This is a genomic window from Loigolactobacillus coryniformis subsp. coryniformis KCTC 3167 = DSM 20001 (assembly GCF_002706425.1).
Lineage (GTDB): Bacteria > Bacillota > Bacilli > Lactobacillales > Lactobacillaceae > Loigolactobacillus > Loigolactobacillus coryniformis.
The window spans coordinates 901,651-922,536 of the sequence record NZ_CP017713.1; the positions used below are offsets into that span (position 1 = coordinate 901,651).

Annotated in this window: 19 protein-coding genes; 17 read left to right on the forward strand and 2 right to left on the reverse strand. The window is 41.1% G+C overall.

Annotation, left to right across the window (positions count from 1 at the left end; translation table 11 throughout):
- Nucleotides 1-57 precede the first annotated feature (57 nt).
- Both LC20001_RS04495 and LC20001_RS04500 read left to right on the forward strand, forming a co-directional pair.
- A complete protein-coding gene (locus LC20001_RS04495) occupies nucleotides 58-1,350 on the forward strand; it encodes an IS4 family transposase (protein ID WP_099267119.1) in 1,293 nt (430 codons plus the stop codon).
- Nucleotides 1,351-1,457: 107 nt separating this feature from the next.
- The gene (locus tag LC20001_RS04500; RefSeq protein WP_169925060.1) at nucleotides 1,458-2,486 is read left to right on the forward strand and encodes an IS30 family transposase; all 1,029 of its coding nucleotides are present in this window, start codon (nucleotides 1,458-1,460) and stop codon (nucleotides 2,484-2,486) included.
- A gap of 296 nt (nucleotides 2,487-2,782) precedes the next feature.
- Here the strand turns inward: LC20001_RS04500 and LC20001_RS04505 are convergent, their stop codons facing one another.
- The gene (locus tag LC20001_RS04505) at nucleotides 2,783-3,424 is read right to left on the reverse strand and encodes a helix-turn-helix transcriptional regulator (RefSeq protein ID WP_035457968.1); all 642 of its coding nucleotides are present in this window, start codon (nucleotides 3,422-3,424) and stop codon (nucleotides 2,783-2,785) included.
- A 199-nt stretch (nucleotides 3,425-3,623) separates the two neighbouring features.
- Between LC20001_RS04505 and LC20001_RS04510 the strand changes: the two genes are divergently transcribed.
- The 9 genes from LC20001_RS04510 to LC20001_RS04545 all read left to right on the forward strand — a co-directional run bounded on the left by LC20001_RS04510 (nucleotide 3,624) and on the right by LC20001_RS04545 (nucleotide 12,161).
- On the forward strand, nucleotides 3,624-4,547 hold the full coding sequence (locus LC20001_RS04510; protein ID WP_099267120.1) for an IS30 family transposase: 924 nt from the start codon (nucleotides 3,624-3,626) through the stop codon (nucleotides 4,545-4,547).
- A 2-nt stretch (nucleotides 4,548-4,549) separates the two neighbouring features.
- Nucleotides 4,550-6,076 (forward strand): molybdopterin cofactor-binding domain-containing protein, encoded by a 1,527-nt coding sequence (locus tag LC20001_RS04515; protein ID WP_225351583.1) that lies wholly within the window; start codon nucleotides 4,550-4,552, stop codon nucleotides 6,074-6,076.
- Nucleotides 6,069-6,944 carry a xanthine dehydrogenase subunit XdhB gene (xdhB, locus tag LC20001_RS04520; protein ID WP_010009069.1) on the forward strand — a complete coding sequence of 292 codons (876 nt, stop codon included), beginning with the start codon at nucleotides 6,069-6,071 and terminating at the stop codon, nucleotides 6,942-6,944. The genes LC20001_RS04515 and xdhB overlap by 8 nt, the downstream gene beginning before the upstream one ends.
- A gap of 2 nt (nucleotides 6,945-6,946) precedes the next feature.
- Complete coding sequence (gene xdhC, locus LC20001_RS04525; RefSeq protein ID WP_010009067.1) at nucleotides 6,947-7,414, forward strand: xanthine dehydrogenase subunit XdhC; 468 nt, start codon at nucleotides 6,947-6,949, stop codon at nucleotides 7,412-7,414.
- Nucleotides 7,415-7,452: 38 nt separating this feature from the next.
- Nucleotides 7,453-8,787, forward strand: a complete 1,335-nt coding sequence (locus LC20001_RS04530; protein ID WP_010009065.1) for a uracil-xanthine permease family protein — start codon at nucleotides 7,453-7,455, stop codon at nucleotides 8,785-8,787.
- 18 nt (nucleotides 8,788-8,805) lie between these two features.
- Nucleotides 8,806-9,276 carry a nucleoside deaminase gene (locus LC20001_RS04535; RefSeq protein WP_010009063.1) on the forward strand — a complete coding sequence of 157 codons (471 nt, stop codon included), beginning with the start codon at nucleotides 8,806-8,808 and terminating at the stop codon, nucleotides 9,274-9,276.
- A 358-nt stretch (nucleotides 9,277-9,634) separates the two neighbouring features.
- Nucleotides 9,635-11,020, forward strand: a complete 1,386-nt coding sequence (locus tag LC20001_RS04540; protein WP_010009060.1) for a uracil-xanthine permease family protein — start codon at nucleotides 9,635-9,637, stop codon at nucleotides 11,018-11,020.
- A gap of 93 nt (nucleotides 11,021-11,113) precedes the next feature.
- On the forward strand, nucleotides 11,114-11,488 hold the full coding sequence (locus LC20001_RS14575; RefSeq protein WP_069700396.1) for a rhodanese-like domain-containing protein: 375 nt from the start codon (nucleotides 11,114-11,116) through the stop codon (nucleotides 11,486-11,488).
- Nucleotides 11,403-12,161, forward strand: a complete 759-nt coding sequence (locus LC20001_RS04545; RefSeq protein WP_081455882.1) for a sulfurtransferase — start codon at nucleotides 11,403-11,405, stop codon at nucleotides 12,159-12,161. Before LC20001_RS14575 ends, LC20001_RS04545 begins: the two co-directional genes overlap by 86 nt.
- Nucleotides 12,162-12,264: 103 nt before the next feature.
- Here the strand turns inward: LC20001_RS04545 and LC20001_RS04550 are convergent, their stop codons facing one another.
- Nucleotides 12,265-12,975 (reverse strand): glucosamine-6-phosphate deaminase, encoded by a 711-nt coding sequence (locus LC20001_RS04550; RefSeq protein ID WP_003678580.1) that lies wholly within the window; start codon nucleotides 12,973-12,975, stop codon nucleotides 12,265-12,267.
- A gap of 224 nt (nucleotides 12,976-13,199) precedes the next feature.
- On the opposite strand from LC20001_RS04550, the gene LC20001_RS04555 reads away from it, so the two are divergent.
- The 6 genes from LC20001_RS04555 to LC20001_RS04580 all read left to right on the forward strand — a co-directional run bounded on the left by LC20001_RS04555 (nucleotide 13,200) and on the right by LC20001_RS04580 (nucleotide 20,817).
- A complete protein-coding gene (locus tag LC20001_RS04555) occupies nucleotides 13,200-14,990 on the forward strand; it encodes a PTS mannitol transporter subunit IIBC (protein WP_003678579.1) in 1,791 nt (596 codons plus the stop codon).
- Between the two features lie 62 nt (nucleotides 14,991-15,052).
- Complete coding sequence (locus tag LC20001_RS04560) at nucleotides 15,053-17,158, forward strand: BglG family transcription antiterminator (protein WP_003678578.1); 2,106 nt, start codon at nucleotides 15,053-15,055, stop codon at nucleotides 17,156-17,158.
- Entirely contained in the window at nucleotides 17,155-17,598 is a 444-nt protein-coding gene (locus LC20001_RS04565) for a PTS mannitol transporter subunit IIA (protein WP_003678576.1), read from the forward strand. The genes LC20001_RS04560 and LC20001_RS04565 overlap by 4 nt, the downstream gene beginning before the upstream one ends.
- Before the next feature lies 1 nt (nucleotide 17,599).
- A complete protein-coding gene (locus LC20001_RS04570; RefSeq protein ID WP_003678574.1) occupies nucleotides 17,600-18,754 on the forward strand; it encodes a mannitol-1-phosphate 5-dehydrogenase in 1,155 nt (384 codons plus the stop codon).
- A gap of 195 nt (nucleotides 18,755-18,949) precedes the next feature.
- On the forward strand, nucleotides 18,950-19,639 hold the full coding sequence (gene croR, locus LC20001_RS04575; RefSeq protein ID WP_003678573.1) for a response regulator transcription factor CroR: 690 nt from the start codon (nucleotides 18,950-18,952) through the stop codon (nucleotides 19,637-19,639).
- Between the two features lie 26 nt (nucleotides 19,640-19,665).
- Complete coding sequence (locus LC20001_RS04580) at nucleotides 19,666-20,817, forward strand: sensor histidine kinase (RefSeq protein WP_010009056.1); 1,152 nt, start codon at nucleotides 19,666-19,668, stop codon at nucleotides 20,815-20,817.
- Nucleotides 20,818-20,886: the final 69 nt, after the last annotated feature.

A 20,886-nucleotide genomic window follows, 5' to 3' on the forward strand; every position in this document is an offset into this window, starting at 1 on the left:
CCACATCTGTATACTTAAAGCGTCTAAACAAAAACCATACAGAGGAGTTTCATGCCTATGTCTACTATACAATACAATGACACTGATATTCATCATTCTTTTGCTCATTTTTCAAAATTGGTCCATCTCTCCGCTATTTTGCGTCGTGTCAATATCCATAAATCGCGCGGTATTAAAACTGAACGCTTATTTGAATGGTTATTGACCACCATCTTTAATCGCTACTCCATTTTTAGAGCAGAAAAGGCTAACGATTTTTCAAAACGAACTGTTCGCAATTGTCTAAATGATCCACATATTAATTGGCAACGACTGGTTCAGCTATTAGCGATCCATTTGATCCAATACGTGCAACATTTTACCGATCCAAGACGGCGACAAGCTTTGATCATTGATGATTCATTGTTTAAACGTGAATTTTCACGCAAAACTGAATTATTAGCTCGTGTTTTTGACCACGACAAACAGCAGTATTTTAAAGGCTTTAGGACACTAACTTTAGGCTGGAGTGACGGCAATACTTTTTTACCGCTGAACTTTGCCTTGATGTCATCAAGCCACGTCAAAAATCGGTTTGGGCACCTTAAGTCCAGTGATCAACGATCACTGGCCGCGAAACGACGTACACAGGCAACCCGTAAAATGACCGATGTCGCTTTAGAATTAGTAGATGATGCAATCAAATCCGGCATCAAGGCCAAGTACGTCTTATTCGATAGCTGGTATGCATCACCGCGTATGTTTGCGGCATTGCTAAAACGTCATTGTCATGGGATTGGTATGTTGAAAAAAACTAAAAAAGTCTATTTTCGTTATCGTGGCCGAGAAATGGATATTAAGACTTTATACACTAACTTACGGCGCAGTAAATGGCCAATTAAGGATAGCTATCTATACAGTCCAATCGTCACATTTGAAGTTGATGGCGAAAAAATCCCAATGAAGTTAGTCTTCGTAACCAAACGTGGCCAGGCTGATCAATATCTTGTGTTGGCGACCACAATGACTGACCTAAGACCAGAAGCAATCATTCAGATGTACGGTCGGCGTTGGCAGATCGAATGTTATTTTAAAGTCGCTAAACAATACCTGCAATTTGATCAGACTCAAGTCCAAAGCTATGATGGGCTTTGCGGTCACCTAGCAATGGTCATGTTAAGCTATGACGTCCTTGCATTGGCGCAACGTGAAAATACGGACGACAGGACGCTGGGTGACTTATTCTTCGATTATGGACGACCGTTGCCTGATATTAAGTTAGTAAGTGCGTTGAATTGGCTGATACAAACAATTACTGGTCTAGGTGAAAAACTCGACATGGCGGTTGAAACATTAACGCGCGTTTTATAATCAAGTTAGCCAATTAGATCCAGCTAATTGAAAAAATAAAAAACACCAAGACAAATCTCTGTTATCATTGATGTTCCAACACAAAAATGAAAGAGGTTATTGTCTTGATGCAAGAACAGAATACCACAGTCCGAGAAAAAGGTCACCACCTAACTTCATTTGAGCGCGGCAGAATCGCCACGCTACACAGCCAAGGATACTCTAACCGCGCAATTGCTAGAGTTATCGGCGTTTGTCATCAAACAATCAGTAATGAACTACGCCGTGGTGAGATCGACCAAGTTAAAAAAGTGAACGGTCAACGGCAATATCACCGCGAATACTCGCCAGAAGCGGCACAGGCCAAATACGAAGCTAACCGAATGTCCTGTCATCGACCTTTGAAACTCGCTGGTGTCGCTGACTTTATCCACTACTTTACGGCCCATTTGCACCAAGACGGTTGGTCGCCTGATGCCGCGGTGGGCCGTGCTAAACTTGAAGGCTTATATCAACCTGAGGAGATGGTTTCGACCAAGACGTTATACCACTATATCGATGCGCAACTACTTGAAGTCCGTAATCTTGATCTGCTCGAAAAAAACCGGCGCCGCACCAAACACCACCATTCACCCAAGCATAAGCGTCTGGCCGGACGAAGTATCGAAGAGCGACCTAAAAGTATTGATCAGCGCCAAGAGTTCGGTCACTTTGAGTTGGATACCGTAGTCGGTAAACGTAACGGCCAAGAAAGTGTTATTCTAACGCTGATCGAGCGCCAATCTCGCTGTCAGATCCTGCGTTTGATTGATGGCCGTGACACCGATTCAGTCAACTACGAACTGGCTAAGATCTGCCAAGAATACGGGCACATCATGAAGTCCGTTACCGCTGACAACGGGGCAGAGTTCGCAGCGGCGGGGACGGTGCTTGACGGCGTTGCCGACCTTTATTATGCCCACCCTTACCGCTCTTCAGAACGAGGCACAAATGAGGCGCATAATCGAATGATCCGTCGTGATGTGCCTAAGGGCCTGTCCATGGATACTTTAGGCCCTAGTGATATCCAAGCAGTGGAAGCCAAGCTAAACAACTTACCACGCCGGCAGTCAGGTTACCAAACCCCAAAAGAGCTTTTCTCCGCTGCCGCTGGCTAAAGATTGAATCTTTAAAATATGAATATCAATGAAAATACTGTCTTGCCGGGATTTATTGCGTGGCTAATTTGTTCTTGCAATTTGGGGTTGAAACATTAACTATTATTTTTGACGAATTTATAAAAGCATTACCGAATAGCCTGGCCAGGCTACTCGGTAATGCTCAATGAAGTGGAAACTAGTAATATACCGTGCCATAACCGTTTGACATCAATGGTTACGGTCTATTTGATACTTTCAACCTTTAGTTCACTATTTATTAGCTTAGGTTAGGCTCAGAATCAGGGGATTGATTGCTATTTTTTCGCATCAATATAGCTATACAAGGTATATTTTGAGATGTTGAAGTATTGTGAAACCTTGTCACCTGACTTAGTAACGAGAAAAGCGCCTTTACTGTTCAGGAATTGGATACTTTTGACTTTGTCTTCTTTAGTCATCAATGAAACTGGCTTACCCACTAATTTTACTGACTCTTGGATCAAATCGTCCAATAATTCATTGACGTTTTGGGGAATGAAGTTTGGTTCGTTAGGGTCTTCTTTTGTTTCAACAGCTGTGAATGAATGTAACACGTTTTCTGCCATGATCAGATTAGAAACATCATAATTGATGGCAAAGATGGCTTCCAGTTCACCCTTTTCGTTTTTTAAATAGAGTGTACTGGACTTAAGTACACGACCGTCATGGGTGTGCGTAATATAGTTGATATGATCATGCAATTCTGCTGGATCTTTTTTTAATGTTTCTAAAACGATTTGTGAAGGACCATCGCCTAATTGGCGCGAAGAGACTTGGCCATTTTCAATCGAAACGATCGTATGATTCATATCATTAGGATCAATACGATGGATCACGATTTCACAATTTTCGCCAAATTGTCCGGCTAGAGCTTTACCAACTTGACTTAGAAAATTAAGCTTTTCGTCTGTTAACATTGTGAATACCTTCTTTTTTTATGAATGTAGAGTCACCAATAAAATTTATTGGTGATTTCGTACTTATAAATTCTATTATAGCAATAATCTTAGAAATCGGTAGATTGTAAAATTTAAGTTGAACATATTAGTGGACAGAAAAACCCATAAAGGTCTTTAATGGTGTCACCACAACATTCCACTAGAAAGAAGGACCTTTATGGGCACCACTATTTTATCATTTGAAGACCGCGTTGTCATCGAAACACTTCATCATGAAAAGCACTCACTTCAATATATTGCCGATTATTTAGGCTTTAGTAAAACCACTATCTTTAATGAGGTTCATCGCTTAGCTGGTGAGTATCACGCAGTTAAGGCTCAAACTGACCATGCAGTTAAACTTAGTCATCGTGGTCGTAAAACCATCTTAACGACTAACCTAAAGCGATTGATTGAAGAAAAAATCAAGATCCAAAAATGGTCAATTGAACAAGTGGCTCATGTAGTTAGAATTGCCTACAAAACCATCTATAACTGGATTGATCAGGGACTACTGGATATTAATGTGACTGATTTACCTGACCATGGTATTCGTCGCAAACGATCTAAAGAAACCCGTGGTAGTTTTAGTCATGGACGTTCCATCGAAGATCGTCCAGCTGAAATTTCTGATCGTAATACTTCAGGTCACTTCGAAGTTGATACAGTTTTATCTGGAAAACGTAAAGGTCAAGCAGTAGCTACGTTTGTCGAGCGTAAGAGTCGGCTTACCATCGTTAAACGGCTTAATGGACGAGATAGTACTTCAATGACCAAGGCTATTTTAGAATTGGCTAACCAGTTAGGAGATAATCTCAAGACCCTTACTGTTGACCATGGGAAAGAATTCGCCAACTACAATTTGATTGAAGAACAGGCCGGTGTTCCGCTGTACTTTGCGCACGCTTATTTGCCACATGAACGAGGCAGTAATGAAAATCGCAACCGAGTACTACGCCGCTTCATTCCCCAAGGTCAACCGATTGATGAGATTACCGATGATGAATTGATTCAAATTAACTGGTATTTGAATTCCCGACCACTCAAATGTTTAAATTGGCGAACACCGATTGAGATCTTTTTGCGTAATCTGCGTTACTAAATTTGTTCAAGTTATTTCTTGCAATCTGCCATGGCCAACCGATCCAATTAGCTTTGACGCGGGAAGAATCAATTGGTAATACGCGGACGCGCCACGCAATTGACTACAATTTCTCGATTGGTGTTAAAAAAGATGGTACGATAACAGCAATTGATTGTGAAGTCTTCTCTAATCAGGGTGGCTACGCTTCACACGGGCATGCCATCGGTGGTAAAGGTGGAACTTTTATTAACGCAATCTATAAAATGGATAGTTTACATTATGCTGCTAAAACTGTGTACACCAATATTGCGACGGCTGGTGCAATGCGGGCCTACGGAATGCCGCAAGTAGTCTTTGCGTTGGAGTCGGTGATTGATGATGCTGCTGAAAAGATTGGCATGGATCCGATTGAGTTTCGGTACAAGAATCGGCGTCCTGATGGCTTTTACAATGAAATGAGCCACGTTAAGCAAATTAACTTTAAGGTTGGAGAATGCCTAGAAAAAGGGCGTAAAGAATTCGCCTGGGATAAAAAATTAGCTGCCAGCCAGGCATATAAAACAGGGACTAAACGGCGTGGGGTAGGGATTGCTGCCTTTTCGTTTGGCACTGCAGTTTATCCGTTTGGGCTTGAAGTTTCCGGTGCACGCTTGATTTTAATGCCGGATGGTTGCTTTAAATTGATGTTAGGATCCACTGAGATCGGGCAGGGTGCCGATACGGCAATGAGTCAGATGGCTGCTGAGACGATTGGGGTTCCCTTTAAGAATATTATTCGCGATTCTTTCACGGATACTGATATTGATCCTTATGATACTGGTGCTTATGCATCACGGCAAAGTTATGTAACTGGTTTTGCCGTAAAGGAAGCGGCCGAGAAGATGAAGACGAAGATTTTAGCGCGTGCTGCCCAAACTTATGATGTTCGTGCCGAATATATCGATATAATTAACGGTGAAATCATCTATATTCCTAATGGAGAGCGGTTAGCTACCTTAGAAGAGGTGGCGATGGCTTCATATTTTGATATGAAAGATGGTAAAACGATTACTGCTGATTCAGCGGTCAATATTCATCAAACCACCTATGCTTCTGGCTGTACTTTAGCAGAAGTAGAAGTTGATATTGAAACGGGCCGAGTAAAACTGTTGAGCATTATGAATGTTCATGACTCTGGTAAAATTATTAATCCACTATTGGCCACTGGTCAAGTTGAAGGTGGGATGGCAATGGGCATTGGCTATGGTTTGAGCGAAGGCTTGCGCTATGATAAAACGGGTCGGCCATTAAATAATAATTTGTTGGATTACAAGTTGCCGACCACGATGGACTTACCTGAACTCAAACACACCTTTGTTGAGACCGATGATCCATTAGGGCCGTTTGGCAATAAATCATTAGGTGAGAATCCGACTGTTTCACCAGCACCGGCGATTCGTAATGCAGTTAAGAATGCGATCGGTATCGGCATTAACAATTTACCATTGTCACCAGAAAATGTTTATGAACATTTACAAGTGTTGAAAGAAGGTGGTCAACATGTTTGATATTACTGGCTATTACGAGGCACAGGATTTGGCCAATCTTTTTGAACTACTAGCCAAGGAACCGACGGCTAGAATAATTGCTGGAGGAACCGATGTTTTAGTTAAAACGCGAGCGCGACTCAAAGGATTCGTAGATACACCTTTAATCGGCATCAGTCGAATTACCGCAATGAAAGGAATTACGAGCGACGATACAGGTACGATCAGTATTGGGGCTTTAAGTACTTTTGATGAGATTGAACATAATTTAATCATTCAGCAGAATATGCCATTACTGAGTCAAGCGGTATCATTGGTTGGTGGACCGCAAACACGTCGTATGGGCACATTAGGTGGTAATGTTTGTAATGCAGGACCGGCTGCAGATGGCGCTCCAGCTTTATTTACTTATAATGCGATTTGTGAGATTCATTCAGCAACGACGATTAGAAATATACCGATTACTGAATTTTATCAAGGAGTCGGTAAAGTGAGATTACGGCCGGGCGAAGTCTTAGTTAAGTTTAAAATAGCTCAAGCCGATTATCAGGATTATCGTGGCTATTACATCAAATTTGCACAGCGGGCAGCTTTAGATATTGCTAATTTAAGTTGCGCTGCGTTGATCAAACTTGATTCAACTAAACAAATTCAAGCGTTGCGGATTTGTTTTGGTGCTGCTGCAGCTACACCGATTCGCATGCCAGCAGCCGAAACGTATGCAGTTGGTAAAATAGTAACGAACGAGACGCTGCAAGCTATTGGTAAATTATGCTTGAGGGATACGCAAACCATTGCTGATTGGCGAGCTTCCAAGGAATATCGTGATCATTTGGTGACTGTTTTGCCAGTCAGAGCTTTGGCCTTGGCTTTAAAGGATGGTGAATAGCGATGCAACAAGAAGTACAGTTCACATTGAATGGTGAAGCAGTCACCTGTATAGTTGACGTTCGTAAAAGCTTATTGGAAATGTTACGAGAAGATTTTGCGCTGATCGGACCCAAAGAAGGTTGTGATGTTGGCGAATGTGGGGCTTGTTCTGTTTTAATTGATGGGCAGGCAATTGATTCCTGTATTTATCTGGCTGCTTGGGTAGATGGTAAAACAGTGACGACGATTGAAGGTATCACAAACGCGGATGGTTCCTTGGCTGATATTCAGCAAGCCTTTGTTGATGCCGGTGCGGTACAATGCGGCTTTTGCATTCCCGGCATGATTATTTCTAGTCAGCAGTTCCTTAAAGAAAATCCTCACCCTTCACGAACAGAAGTGCGGCGTGCATTATCCGGAAATATGTGTCGCTGTACAGGGTATCAGAAAATAATTGAGGCGGTTGAATTGGCGGCTAGCGAAAAATAAATTGACTGAAACAGAAACCAACGAAAGTGGGTAGGCAAATGGCAAAAGAACCATTATCGCAGGTTGATAAAAAATTACCCTTAGTTCAGAATTTATCGTTAGGTTTTCAACATGCAGTTATTGCTATTCTAGCGGCGATTCCTGTGCCATTGATTGTCGCGGTTAGTACAGGAATGTCACTGGGCCAAACAAGATTCTTTATTAGTGCAGTTATTTTTACGGCTGGTTTGTCGTCAATTTTGGCAGCGTTAGATCTGGTCCCCCGTATAAGTCCCAAGTTACCAATGATCATGGGAGCCAGCTTTGCGGTGGTGCCAGTGGCAATTGCAACTTTAAAAGCAGCCTCATCGATCTCAGTTGGCTTTCAAATTATGGCTGGGGCAACGATGGTGTCGGGATTTTTATGTTTTTTAGCAGCGCCGTTTTGGGCGAAGTTGCAACGATTTTTCCCGCCAATTGTGATTGGGACTAATTTAATGGTGCTGGGGACAGCCTTATTACCCAATACGTTTCATTGGATGATGGCCGATCAAGCCTATCATTTAACTGCTAGTGTGGTACCCAAGGCTTTTTATTTAACCGTTGGCGTTTTTCTCTTTTATGTTGTTATTAGTAAATATTTGAAGGGCATGTTGGGCAATATTACGATTTTGCTTTCTTTAATTGTAGGAACAATTGCCGCAGCATTTATGGGAATGATGAATTTTGCAACGGTTAAAGCAGCGCCCTGGTTTGCAATCAACATGCCACTTAACTTTGGTTTACCCAAGTTTGATTCTGAGGCAATTTTAACTTTTTTGATCGTAATGGTGCTGGGAATGGTTGAAGTATCGGGAACGGCGACTGGAATTCATAATATTGTCCATAAACCGATCAATCGGGTGCAATTTGGTAAGATTCTGAAGACACTAGGCTTAGGAACCTTGCTCTCCGGTTTATTTAATTCAGTTCAACCGACCTCATTTGTGCCGAGTGTCGGTGTACTAGATCTGTCAAAGGTGCATAGTCGCTTTCCAATAGCAACTGCTGGTGGTATGTTGATGGTAATTGGCTTCATTCCTAAATTTTCCGCATTGATCGCAGTGATCCCGAAACCAGTTTTAGGTGGTATTGGTTTTGCAATTTTTGGTGTTATCATTGGTAGTGCCGTTGATATTCTGAAGCAAGTCGATTTTAATGGTAATCAGAATAAGCTAATTATTGGTTTAAGTATGGGGATTACGATGATTCCAGCGACTTATCCTAATTTTTACGCGCATTTCCCGTCACTAGTCCAGAATATTATGGGTAGTGGTATTTTGTCGGGGGCGTTGACGGCGATTTTATTAAATATCTTCTTTAACTTCAGTGATTTACGGTCAAAAATTAATTGATGAAAGGTGTGCGACAAAATGAATGCGGATTTTATGAAAATAGCTGCGGCTGAGGCGACAAGTAATCTAACTTCAAAAGCTGGCGGTCCCTTTGGTTGTGTTATTGTTCGCGCTGGAAAAATTATTGCGCAAGCACATAACCAAGTATTGTTAGACCATGATCCTACCGCCCATGCAGAGATCACTTGTATTCGTAAAGCAACTAAAAAGTTGGGGACCCATGATCTAAGTGGTTGTGTCCTGTATACGTCATGCTATCCGTGTCCAATGTGTCTTGGGGCGATCATTTGGGCAAATATTAAACAAGTCTACTATGGTAATACTGCTAAAGATGCGGCGGCAATCGGTTTCCGCGATGACTATATTTATGATTTTATTAAACAAGGTGGCCAGGATCAACGGGTTTTAGCTCTGAAACAAATTGCGCGGGATGAGACGTTACCAAGCTTTACCGCCTTTGCGGCACAGCAAGATAAAGAATTATATTAGCATACTAAAATTTAAACACAGCCAGTGTACTTGATGGTTGTGTTTTATTTATAAACAATTTTGGGTGATTCATAATTGAAAATTAATTATTATTCTAGCCAATCGATTACAGCAGTTGTGATTGTTTTTAGTAGACGGTCATGCTAAAATTTAGGCATCTAATAAAACGCTTACATTAAAAATGTGCTTAAATGCACATATTATTTTGCAGTCGCGTAGAATAATTTTTTTTTGAAGGAAAAAATATTATTAAAAGCTTGACGCTCAACTGTTGTGAAGGAGGGGATATGGTGGCTTTGATAACACAAATTATTGTCCGTCAGTCTAGTTCAAGTGCATAGAAACGGAGGATTTTTTCATGAAGACTGTGAAAAATAACAAAGATGATGGCGTATCAGATATGGAACTTATTTATCAATTAGAAGGACGACCGAAATTTTCCGTGGCTTTTCCGTTGGGGTTACAACATGTGCTAGCAATGTTTGCAGGCAATCTAGCGCCAATGTTGATTATTGCAGCAGTTGCTAAAGCTAGTCCGCTGGATACGGTCGTTATGGTGCAGGCGGGTATGTTGATCTCTGGTTTAACAACATTCATTCAGCTTTATCCGATTAAAATTGGTCGTTTCCAGATTGGCTCAGGCTTGCCAATTGTGATGGGAACTAGCTTTGCGTTTGTACCGACTGCTTCGGCGGCCGCCGCTTTAGGTGGGATTCCGTTAGTGTTAGGTGGTGCTTTGGTTGGCAGTCTTGCTGAAGGTTTTATCGGTTTGTTTTATAAATACTTAAAGTACTTTTTTACGCCATTGGTTATTGGTAGCACATTGATCGCAATCGGAATTAATTTATTAGGTGTTGGGCGTGATTATTTTGCTGGTGGTGCTGGTGCTAAAGATTATGGTTCTTGGCAGAATTTGACGATTGCCTTTGCTACTTTTTTGTTTGTGATTATTTTGCAGCGTTTCGGTAAGGGCGTCATCAAAACAGCAGCCTTATTATTTGGCTTACTATTTGGTTACATTATTGCTTTACTTTTCGGAAAAGTTGACCTGAGTGCTGTCGGAACTGCTGCATGGGCCACTGTACCGTTACCATTACACTTTGTACCGACTTTTCGTGCACAGACAATTATCAGTTTTGTGATCATTTACATCACCGTTGCGATGGAGACAATTGGGAATACTTCGGGAATCACCATTGCAGCATTCGATCGCCCAGCCACTGAAAAAGAAACCGCGGGGTCCGTTTTAGCTGATGCAATTGGTTGTGCGGTGGCTTCAATTTTTGGTTCAATGCCTAATACTGCCTTTGGTCAAAATGTTGGGATCGTTTCAATGACTAAGGTTGTTAACAAATGGTGTATTGCTTTAGGTGCAAGTGTTTTAGTCATTTGTGGTTTCTTGCCTAAATTAGGCTCAGTATTTGCTTCGATTCCTGCACCGGTACTAGGCGGTGCTTTGATCTCTGTTTTTGCAATGATCACGTTAAATGGCATTAAAATGTTGGCGCAGGCGGGTTTTAGTGGGCGAAATGTTACAGTCTTAGGAATTACATTTGCCTTGGGAATCGGCTTTGCTGGTCACGCTGATGCGATTGCTGGAATGCCGACTTGGTTGAAGTTTATTTTTGAAGACAGCATTGCGGCAACAACTTTAGTCGGCATTGTGACTAACTTAGTTTTCCCCAAGCCTAAGCAAATTGAAGTTATCACAAAAGACACCGCCGCTGTGCATATCGCAAAGTAGTTTTCACACTTGGGGTGGGTTGATTACGAAAACAATATTGGGTTAAGTAAAATAGACTAACAATAATACGATATTTTTATGGGGATGATTCTAATGTTAAGAAAAATTATGCAACGAAATTTAATTGGGTACCTATTACTAGCAGTGAGTTTTTTCTTATTTGGTGGGGTGTTTACATCTAAAGTAAATGCTGCTTACTATGCACAAAAGGACGATACGACAAAAACTGAAGGGCCACGGATTTTTGTTAGTCCGCATTGGGTCAATCAAGTGATCCATAACAAAACCGCAGTTAAAGATTATCGTATTATTGAAGCTTCTTACGGCAATGATAAGAACTTTCGCAAGGGCCATATTCCCGGGGCAACGCATTTAAATACCAATGCAGTTGAATCTGAAGCCAATCAATGGAACTTATTATCGGCGCAACAGATCAAAAAAGTACTATCTAAAACGTGGTGTAACTAGCAAAACAACTTTGATCGTCTATTCAACGGACATTAATGCAGCTTCACGTGTGGCGTTTGCTGCGCTATGGACGGGCGTCAATAATATTAAAATTATTGATGGTGGATATAAAGGCTGGACAAAGAGTGATTATCAGGTGAAAACGGGCAGGGCAACGTTGCCAAAAACCGCAACTGACTTTGGTGTCGAAGTGCCGGCTAATCCACAATATGAAATTAAAACACCGGCTGAAGTGGTGGCACAACAAAAGCAAGATCCAGATTTAGTTTTGGCTAGCACCCGTTCATGGCAAGAATTTACCGGTGTTGTTAGTGGTTATTCCTATATTAAAGATAAAGGTGAACCTAAAGGCGCTGTATACGCTAAATCTAGTTTGACCAGTGCTGATGTTGCCTACCTATTAAATAAAGATGGCACGATAAAAGACGTCAGTCAAATTGCGCCGGCTTGGGAAAAATGGGGCATAAAGTCTACCAGTAATATTGATTTTTATTGTGGCACTGGTTGGCGAGCTGCAACTGCTTTCTTCATAGCTTACCAAGGTGGTTGGAAGAATATCCATCTTTATGATGGTGGTTGGTACGCTTGGGATAAGGCCAATAAGAAAGATGCTGCAACTTACCCAGTTCAAGTCGGTGATCCGCACTCTGATAAGGTTAAATATTTAGATTAGTAAAACAAGGATCGTGTCATAAATATATTTATGACACGATCCTTGTTTTGTCACCGACTAAAAAAGCAACCCACTATGGAGTTGCTTCAGTAATTATTTTAATTTATTTGTTGCTTAATTTGGATGCAGCAGCTTCGTCAACGATAACTGTTACATTGTCTTTCTTTTGTAAGATACTTGCTGGGCAATCTGGTGTTACGGGGCCTTCGATCATACCTTTAACGGCATCAGCTTTTTCAGTACCCCAAGCCATCAAGATGATGTTGTGTGACTTCATGATTGAACCGATCCCCATTGAATAAGCAAACTTAGGAACATCTTCTTCATGTTCAAAGTTACGGGAGTTAGCTTCAATAGTAGATTCAGTCAAAGCAACTTTACGAGTTTGAGCATCAATTGGGGAACCTGGTTCGTTAAAACCAATATGACCGTTACGGCCTAATCCTAATACTTGTAGGTCGATTGGGTTATCAGCGATAACTTTATTGTAACGTTCAGTTTCTGCATCAGCATCTTTAGCTAAACCGTTAGGCACATAGCTCTTAGCAAATGGCTTAGCATCGAATAAATGTTTTGCCATGAAGTAATGGTAGCTTTGGTCATCATCTGGTGCAAGGCCAACGTATTCGTCCAAGTTGATTGAAGTCATTTTAGTAAAGTCAACATCACTGGCGATTAAGTCCTTATACATGGTTTCTGGTGTGCTACCAGTTGCTAAGCCTAATACCTTAGCACCATTTTTAACGGCATCGATTACCATATCTGCTGCTTTACGGCCGCCTTCAACTTGATCTTTAACAATAATTACGTTCATTACGTTAGAACCCCTTTTCATAAGTTATCTTGCCTTTATTGGTATAGTCCAATTATAAATCGTATTCTGAATTAGTCAAGTCATTTGCGAACTTTTTTCAGAAAAGTCGGTTAAAACCAAGTTTTTTAGAAATGGCACAGAATAGTGTGCCAAAGTTCTAGTTGATGTGTTTTTTGTGTAAGCGCTACAATGGATTTATACAAAAGAGAGGAGCGTTTTAAGTTATGGAAGCGACAGCAAATAATTCAAAAAAGAAAACTTCACTTAAAACGAGAGTCCAGCGTTTAGGTAGTGCCTTATCGAATATGGTCTTACCTAATATCGGAGCGTTTATCGCTTGGGGACTAATGACAGCTTTATTTATTCCAACTGGTTGGTTACCTAATGCAGATTTAGCGAAGATTGGGACACCAATGGTTACGTATTTATTGCCATTATTAATTGCATATTCTGGTGGTAAAGCAATTGCTGGACATCGTGGTGGTGTTGTTGGTGCAATCGCAACAATGGGGGTCATCGTTGGTGCGAACATTCCAATGTTTATTGGTGCGATGGCCTTAGGTCCTTTAGGGGGCTGGTGTATTAAGAAGTGGGACGACAAAGTTCAGCCACATATCCGTCAAGGCTTCGAAATGTTAGTTAATAATTTCTCAGCTGGTATTATTGGGATGATCTTGGCGATTATTGGTTTTTATGCGATTGGCCCAGTCGTTTCAACCGTTAGTGGTTGGTTAGCAACAGGTGTTGATTACATCATTTCAATTCATTTGATTCCGTTGGCTAATATCTTCATTGAACCAGCAAAAATCTTGTTCTTGAATAATGCAATCAACCAAGGTATTTTAACGCCATTAGGGATTCAAGCTGCTGCTAAAGCGGGTAAATCAATTTTATTCTTGCTTGAACCTAATCCAGGTCCTGGTCTTGGTGTTTTGTTGGCCTTTGCATTATTTGGTAAGGGCAACGCCAAGTCATCTGCACCGGGTGCGATTATCATTCAGTTCCTAGGTGGGATTCACGAAATCTACTTCCCATACATTTTAATGAAACCGATGTTATTCTTATCCGTTATCGCTGGTGGTGTTACTGGTACATTTACCTTCAATATGTTAGGTGCTGGGTTAAAAGCTTCACCATCACCTGGTTCAATTATTTCAATTTTATTGATGACACCAAAAGGCTTAGGCAATTTTGTAAGCGTGTTACTTGGTGTTACAGCCGCTGCAGTGGTTTCGTTCTTGATCTCAATGGTTATTTTACGTCGTGATAAGACGCCAGAAGTCAGTTTGGAAGATAGCCAAGCACAATTACAATCGATGAAGAGCGATGCTAAAGGCACAAGTACTAAAGATGCCAAAGCAATTTTAGCTGGCGGCGAAGTTAACAAGATTATCTTTGCTTGTGATGCCGGAATGGGTTCATCGGCAATGGGTGCTTCAATTTTGCGGGATAAAGTTAAAAAAGCTGGTTTAGATCAATCAGTTACTAATACGGCTATCAGCAATTTGAAGGACGAACCTGGTTTATTAGTTGTTACACAAGAAGAATTAGCTGATCGGGCGTTGAAACAAACACCAAATGCGGTTCACGTTGCAGTTGAAAACTTCTTGAATAGTCCAAAGTATGATGAAATCATCACTAGTTTGAAGACTAAAGACGTCACAACAACTGAACAAACAGCAGCTGCTAAAGCGCAAACTACAGATGGTACCACTGATTATGCAGTTGATTTCAGTCAGGTTGAAGAAGTTAACTTTGTTCATCATGATCAAAATGTTGGTTCCGCAACGATGGCAATGGCAACTTTCCGTAGCGCTTTACGTAAAGCTGGTAAAGAAATCACTGTTCGTAACGTTGCTGTTAACGAATTAAATGATCAGCCACAAGTACTAGTTCTTGCTAGCAAGGAAACTGCTAAACGGATCAAGAGTCAATTTGGTAATTTACAAATTATTGTCGTAGCAAACCTGTTAGATGACGCAGAATATGCTAAAATTATCTCGAAATTAAAATAAGCACATTTAAAAGCGGTGGTGATTAAACCGCTTTTAAACGTTGCCAGAAGGGTTGGTTAGTCGTGTACTTCTCCAATCGTGAAGCAGAGATAATTTTCCTTTTACTAAGGCATGAAGCGGGTTTGACTCGTGAAGATCTATCCAAAAACTTAAATGTTAGTCGGCGGACGATCTATCGTGAGTTATCCAGTCTGGAATCTACATTAGCTCGGGTACAAATACAATTGATCAAACAGCAGAATCGTTATCGTTTAGTTGGTGAACCATCAGCGCTAAAGAAGTTGCAACAGCAGATCACAACAGCTGAACATCCTGAATATTTTGATGTTCATCGGCGGCAAAGCGCTGAAACTTGTCGTTTGTTGTTGCGTGATCAAGTGATCACCATGAAGCAACTGGCTACTGAGTTTGGCGTCAGCGTGCCGACGATTTCACAAGATTTGACGGCGATCGAAACGATTTTGACTGATTATCGTTTACAGTTATTACGTAAAAAAGCGCAGGGCGTTCAGGTTACTGGCAAAGAAAGTAACTTGCGTCGAGTGTTAAGTGGGGTGCTTAACAGTGAAATCAACGAGTATGAGTTCTTTGAGTATTTAGAACAACATTCTTTATCGGTGACCGAGACGGAATACAGTTCCCGTTATTTCATTAATTTATTAGATCCCAATTTGTTAGCCACTAGTTATCAGGCGATTCAAAAGTATCAGCGGCAATCCTTTAGTCAGTTTTCTGACAGTCAGTTGCAGCAGTTAGTCATTGTATTAACGATTTCCGCTATGCGGATCGCTGCACATCAAACACTGAACGAACTAAAGCATGTTGATAAGAATGAGCTATTTAAATACCAACAAGTGGCAATCGACATTTTTAATCAATTTCCGGCACCGATCCGGGATCACGTTAATCTGTTAGAGCTAGAATTTCTAGCGTTACAAATTCAAGGTATGAGTTTTGCGTTACCAAAGAATGTCTTGCTGGAGAATTATGATTTAGCGTTGTCTTATCAGATTCGTGAGTTGGTGCAAAATGTTTCTACTGCTTTCAAATGGGATTTTCGCCAAGATGATCAGCTATTCACTGATTTAATGGCTCATTTGGCGGCAGCGTTGAAACGGTCACATTCACAGTTACCAGAATTGAATAATCCGGTATTACAGCGGATCAAGACTGAATATGCGCAATTGTATAAAATAGTGGCGCAGGCGCTAGCAACAGTATTTCCACAAGTTGAATTTATAGATAGTGAAGTTGCTTATGTTGTGATCCACTTTGCATCATCGTATGAAAAGCGAGTCAAACGTTCCAGCCTGTCAGCACTGGTTGTTTGTGCTAACGGAATCGGTACCGCCAAAATTTTGGAAACACGTTTACGTAAGAACATACCGGAGTTAACCAAGATCCACGTATCGCGAGTGGCTGATTTGAACCATTTAGATCCTAATCAATACGATATCGTGCTATCAACGATTGTACTGCCAGGCTTTCCGTTGAACTATAAAATGATCAGCCCGTTATTGCTAGGTAGTGAGATCAAGGAAATCACTGAGTATTTGCAGACTTATTATGGCAAGGTCGAGACTAAGCCAGCACCGCCGCAGCCACAACTAAATGAACGGGCGCATGATTTTAAAGCAGCTTATGAAGCAATGAAGACGGCTAATGATATTTTGGAACGGATCACGGTTCAAAGTATCGATAATCAAACGCAAGATTTACTGGGGACCTTAGGGCAGATCACAACGAGCTTAACTGGGGTGATTTTGACTGAACCTCAGCGTATCGCAGAAAAGTTATTGGCGCGGATGCAGCAGGCACCGGTGGGAATTCCTAACTCACCGTTGGCGTTGATCCATACCACGGATAGCAGTATCAAACGACCATTTTTCTCGATTTATGACTTAAGTACGACTCTAACGATCACTGCGATGGATGGCCAAACGATTGGCCTAAGTCGGGTGTTGTTAATGCTAGGACCGGAAAAAATGACCTTTGCGGAAAATAGTTTGATGGGGAAAATTAGCGGCTCAATTATTGAAAGCGATTTGAATTTAGCAATTTATAAAACTGGCAGTCAACAGATCGTTTATCAGTTGATCAGCAGTTTATTCTTAGATGAAATTAAATACCTTAACCAACAATCGATAGAAAAGGGTGACCTTGAATGAAGGGACTAGACGAAAAACTGATTCGCATCAATCAGTCGGTGAAGACCAAAGAAGATGCAATTCGGATGGCCGGCCAACTGCTGGTTGATAATGGAAACGTTGATGCGCCATATATTGATTCAATGCTGGCGCGTAACCGCGATGTTTCCGTGTATATGGGTAACTTTATTGCCATTCCGCACGGGACTGAGGATGGCAAGCAGTATATCAAAGAAACTGGGATCTCAGTGGTTCAATTGCCATGGGGCGTCGATTTTGCTGACGATCCAGCCGATGAAAAATTGGTCACAGTGGTTTTTGGTATTGCTGGTTTGAACGGGGAACATTTGCAATTATTATCGCAAATTGCATTATTCTGTAGTGACATTCATAATGTAGAGAAGTTAGCTGATGCCCAATCAGCAGCAGAAATTATAGATTTATTGAAAGAGGTTGAGTAGTGTGAAAGCAGTACATTTTGGTGCAGGTAATATTGGTCGTGGCTTTATTGGTGAAACATTAGCCGCAAATGGATTTAGTATTGATTTTGTTGATGTCAACAGTACGATCATTGATGCGTTGAATCAACGTCATGAATATGATATTGAACTAGCCGCAGCTAGTCATGAAAAGATTCATGTTGCCAACGTTGATGGCTTAAATAACAAAGATCATCCGGAAGCAGTCGTTGCAGCAATTGAAAAAACTGATTTAGTTACGACTGCGATCGGTCCGAAAATTTTGCCATTTATCGCACCATTGATTGCTGATGGGATCAAGGCACGGGCTAAAGCAAATGATGAAACTAAACTTGATGTGATTGCTTGCGAAAACATGATCGGTGGTAGCCAGTTCTTAAAGTCTGAAGTCTACAAGCATTTAGCTGGTGCTGATAAAGATTATGCCGATACCCATGTTGGTTTTCCTAATGCCGCTGTTGATCGGATCGTACCATTACAACATCATGACGATCCTTTAGCCGTTTCCGTTGAACCATTTAAAGAATGGGTCGTTGATGAATCACAAATGGCACGGCCAGAAATTAAATTAGATACCGTTGTTTATGTACCTGATTTGGAACCATACATCGAACGTAAGTTGTTCTCCGTTAACACTGGTCACGCTACTGTTGCCTACACTGGTAAGTACAAAGGCTACAAGACAATCGGTGAAGCAATCGCCGACCCTGATATCTTCAAACAATTGGAAGGTGCGCTAGCCGAAACGCGGGACTTACTTAGTCACAAGTGGGACTTTACCGTTGAAGAATTAAAGGCTTATCAAGATAAAGTTGCTAGTCGTTTCCAAAATACGTATATTTCTGATGATATTTCTCGAGTTGCCCGGACACCAATTCGTAAATTAGGCTTCGACGAACGTTTCATTCGTCCAATTCGTGAATTGAAAGCACGCAACTTAAACTATGATGTCTTGTTAGACACGGTTGGCATGATCTTCACCTATGACGAACCAAGTGATGAAGAAAGTGTTAAATTGCAACAGTTGTTAAAAGATAATGACTTGACAACTGTGATCAAGCAAGTCACTAAATTAACTGACGATGAATTGATCGCAGCGATCGCTAAAAGTTATCAAGCCAAATTAGCGGCTAAATAAAAATAGCGGATTGAAGAATTGCACTGTAACGGTGCAATTCTTTTTTTATGCGCCGATTTTAAAGAAAAATCAAGATTAATTTGCTACACTTAAAAGAGTTAGACACGTATTATTGAGTGTGACGTCAAATAATAAAATAGATGCTGAACAAATAATTATATTAATTAACTCGCCGAATTTAGGAGGCCGAATTTGATGAAGATTTTAGTCGTTGATGATGATAAAGATATTGTTGAATTATTAAGTATTTACATTCAAAACGAAGGTTATACCCCATTAAAAGCTTATGATGGCAAGGAAGCATTAACCAAATTAGCCACCAATCCGGATACCGGTTTGATGATACTAGATATTATGATGCCCAATATGGATGGGATGGAAGTTGTGCGCGAAGTCCGCAAAGATTCGCAGATCCCGATTTTGATGTTGTCCGCTAAAACGGCCGATATGGATAAAATCCAAGGTTTGATCAGTGGCGCTGACGATTATGTTTCAAAACCATTTAATCCATTGGAAGTTATGGCGCGGGTCAAGTCATTACTGCGCCGTAGCCAGCAGCAAGTGACCAATGATACTCCTGACGTGTTAGAAGTTGGACCATTAGAGATCAAAAAAGATTCGCATGAAGTGACCACCTTAACTGGTCGGCAAATTCAATTAACGGCGCTGGAATTTGGTATTTTATACTTGTTGGCTAGTCACCCTAATCGTGTCTTTTCTGCGGATGAGATTTTTGAACGGGTTTGGCAACAGGAAAGTATCGTTTCAGCGAAAACGGTCATGGTCCATGTCAGTCATTTGCGCGATAAGATCGAAGAAGCAACTGATGGGGAAAAAGTGATCCAAACAGTTTGGGGCGTCGGCTATAAAGTCGTAGCCCATTAGGTTTGTCAGTGGAGGCGGAACATAAATTGAAGTTAACCGGCCGAGAAAAAAGTGCCTTATTTATTGAAGGCGTCGTGACAGTGATTTTGTTATTATTGCTTAACTTATCGGTGATCGTGATTTTGAATCAGGCGATTCAAACTAATCAGGCTTTAAATGATGGTATTTTTCAGATCAAAAACGCCATTGCAATTGGTCCTAACGGTTTTCATTTAATGAGTTGGCAAAATATCTTTACCTTTTTGATGCTGTTATTTGATGCGGCGGTCGTTTATTGGCGTTTGATCCGGCGTTATCATCAAATGCAATTAAGCCACGTTATTGCGGAGCTGCATTATATTGCCGATGGTCATTTTGAGCACCGCATCTCGTTTAAGTTAAGTGGTGATCTGCAACGAGTGATTTTAAGTATTAATGCACTGGTTGCTTCAACCGTTCAATCAATGGAAGAAGAACGCAAAATCGAAAACTCGAAGGATGAACTGATCACCAATGTGAGTCACGATATTCGGACACCGTTGACTTCGATCATCGGTTATCTTGGTTTGATCGAGGAACATCAATATAAAAATGAAAAGCAATTGCTGCAGTATTCGCATATTGCTTTTGAAAAAGCGAAACAAATGCAAAGTTTAGTTGAGGATCTATTTGAATACACTAAAGTGCGGCAAACAACAACGCCGTTGACGATCACCAAGCTGGATATGGGCCAGATGTTGGAACAGGTTGCGGCTAGTTTTGAACTAGAAGCAACTAAAAAGCAAATGCAGATCAGTGTGACTTATCGGCCTGATCCACTGATCATGATGGCCGATGCGGAAAAGCTCAGTCGAGTGTTTAATAATTTGATCAGTAATGCGCTGAAATACGGTAGCGGTGGTCACCATATTTATTTATCAGCTATTGCTCATGGTCAAGAAGTGGTGATCAAGGTCGCTAATGATGGTAAACCAATTCCGCAAGCGGCGCTAAAGCAATTGTTTGATCGGTTTTATCGGGTTGAAGAATCACGTTCGACTGCGACTGGCGGAACTGGCTTGGGTTTGGCGATTGCTCAAAGTATTGTTGCTTTACATGATGGCGAGATTTATGCGACCTCAGAGCAAAAGCTGACTAGTTTCATTATTCGGCTGCCGTTAAAACACGGGGAAAAGTTACCGGCGCGCACAGAGGCTTGATTATCACGCCGAGATCATTAATTGATCAATTACCGATTTGGTAACGTCTAAAGTTCCATGAAACCCAAG